General features: G+C 73.9%; 3 protein-coding genes. 1 reads left to right on the forward strand and 2 read right to left on the reverse strand.

What is annotated here, in order from left to right:
• Window positions 1–56 precede the first annotated feature (56 nt).
• Together tsaB and VB739_RS16630 are read right to left on the reverse strand one after the other, a co-directional pair.
• Window positions 57–716, reverse strand: a complete 660-nt coding sequence (gene tsaB / locus VB739_RS16625; RefSeq protein ID WP_323358124.1) for a tRNA (adenosine(37)-N6)-threonylcarbamoyltransferase complex dimerization subunit type 1 TsaB — start codon at window positions 714–716, stop codon at window positions 57–59.
• Window positions 713–970 (reverse strand): Ycf34 family protein, encoded by a 258-nt coding sequence (locus tag VB739_RS16630; protein ID WP_323358126.1) that lies wholly within the window; start codon window positions 968–970, stop codon window positions 713–715. The genes tsaB and VB739_RS16630 overlap by 4 nt, the downstream gene beginning before the upstream one ends.
• 28 nt (window positions 971–998) lie before the next feature.
• Between VB739_RS16630 and VB739_RS16635 the strand changes: the two genes are divergently transcribed.
• A partial coding sequence (locus VB739_RS16635; protein WP_323358125.1) for a CCA tRNA nucleotidyltransferase occupies window positions 999–1881 on the forward strand: 883 nt, incomplete at its 3' end.

Here is a 1881-nt window from a genome sequence, read left to right on the forward strand (position 1 = left end):
GGTGCGTTCCGGGCGGCGCCGGCGGCGGCGGGGACGGGATTGGGGGCCGGGGTGGCTCAGCATGGGAGCGCCTCCACCGGACTGGTGGGGTACAGGGGCAGCACCGGCTGCCAGGGGGCGCTCTGGCCGGCGGCGGCGCTGGCGGCACTGAAGCTGAGCAACTGGATCACGTCCTCCGGCAAGCGCACCTCGGCGGGGTGGATGGGGAAGGGGGCCAGGGCGTCACGGCCCCGGTGCAACCTCGGGGCCTCCAGCTCGGCCACGCCACCGGGCTGGTCCGGATCGGCGCCGTAGAGCCCCGCCACCACCCCACGACGGGGCAGCTCCTGCAGCAACCAGAAGGGGCCCGCCTCACTGGGCGGCATGGGCCCGGCGAGCAGGCGACGGGCCATCAGCTGGAAACTGCTGATCCCGTCGAGGGGCAGGGCCAGCTGCTGGGCCAGGGTGCGGGCCAGCACCACCGTCAGACGGGTGCCGGTGAAGCCGCCGGGACCGGTGGCCACCGCCAGGCGACCCAGCCGGGGCCAGGCGTCGGCCGGCAAAACGGTTTCCAGACAGTCGAACAGGCCATTGGAGAGGGAGCGGCCAAGGGGGAAACGCTCCAGCCGCTCGGGCTGCGTTGCCCCGAGGCGCTGCAGCCCCACCCCGAGGCTGTCGCTGGAGCTGTGCAGCGCCAGCAGCCAGGGGCCACGGTCCGGATCGGGAAGGCCCGTCATGTCGGCAGGGGCCCGTCGGGGCACCAGCGGCGCCAGCGGCCCGGATCGGAGCGGAAGTCGGAGCAGGCCCGCACGTCCCACTCCACCCCGACACTGGCCGCAGCGGCGTCGAGATCAAGCACCTGCACGTGGATGCGGGGTTGCCGGGGGCTGAAATCGGGACTCATAGTGAGATGGGCGACGCCGTGCTGACGCTCGACCGCGTGGTAGGCCTGACAACGCTCGACCCAGTGGCAATCCACGCAGATGCACATGCCGCCACGGCCCAGCAGGGCGCCCATTGTGGCGTGCGAGCCGGGACGTCAAGTCTCGGAACTGTGGCGGGCCCTGGCACCGGAGCGCTGGCCTGTGGCCCCCAACCAGTTTCCAGCGGGCACAGCCCTGGTGGGGGGGGCGGTCCGGGACGGCCTGCTGGGTCGGCTGAGCGCCCAGCCGGATCTGGACCTGGTGGTGCCCGGTGACGCCATCGACCTGGCCCGGCAGCTGGGGCGGCGCTGCGGCGGCACCTGTGTGGTGCTCGACCAGGAGCGTTCGATCGCGCGGTTGGTGCTGGAGGGCTGGACGATCGACCTGGCCCGCTGCGCCGGTGACGTTCTCACGGCCGATCTGGGCCGCCGCGACTACACCGTCAACGCCATCGCCCTGCCCCTGGAGGATGCGGCGGGGGGCAGCAACGAGGCCGCAGATTCGCAGCTGATCGACCCCTGCGGCGGCCTCGCGGATCTGGCGGCGGGACACATGGTGGCGATCAGCGAGGCCAACCTGCTGGACGACCCCCTGCGGTTGCTGCGCGGGGTGCGGCTGGCCTGCGACCTGGACTTCGCCATCGCACCGGCCACCTGGGAGCTGATCCGGCGCCACCGCCAGCGGATCACCGCGGTGGCCGGGGAGAGGGTGCTGGCGGAACTGGAGCGCCTGGCCGCCTCTGGCCAGGGGCACCGGGGCCTGGCTCAGGCGCTGGAGGCGGGCCTGCTCCAGCCCTGGGGGGCCGCTGACGGGAGCGAGGCATTGCTGCAGCCCCTCGGTCCCGAGCGGCCGGAACGCTGCGGCCTCACGTCCGACGAGGCGGCCTGGGCCCTGCCCCTGGCACGGCTGGCCGCCGTGCTGGATGGCCGGGCCCTGGAAGGTCTGCGGGCCAGCCGCCGGCTGCAGCAGCGCTGCGAGC

Origin of the sequence: Cyanobium gracile UHCC 0281 (genome assembly GCF_034931305.1) — a bacterium.
Taxonomy (GTDB): Bacteria; Cyanobacteriota; Cyanobacteriia; order PCC-6307; family Cyanobiaceae; genus Cyanobium; species Cyanobium gracile_A.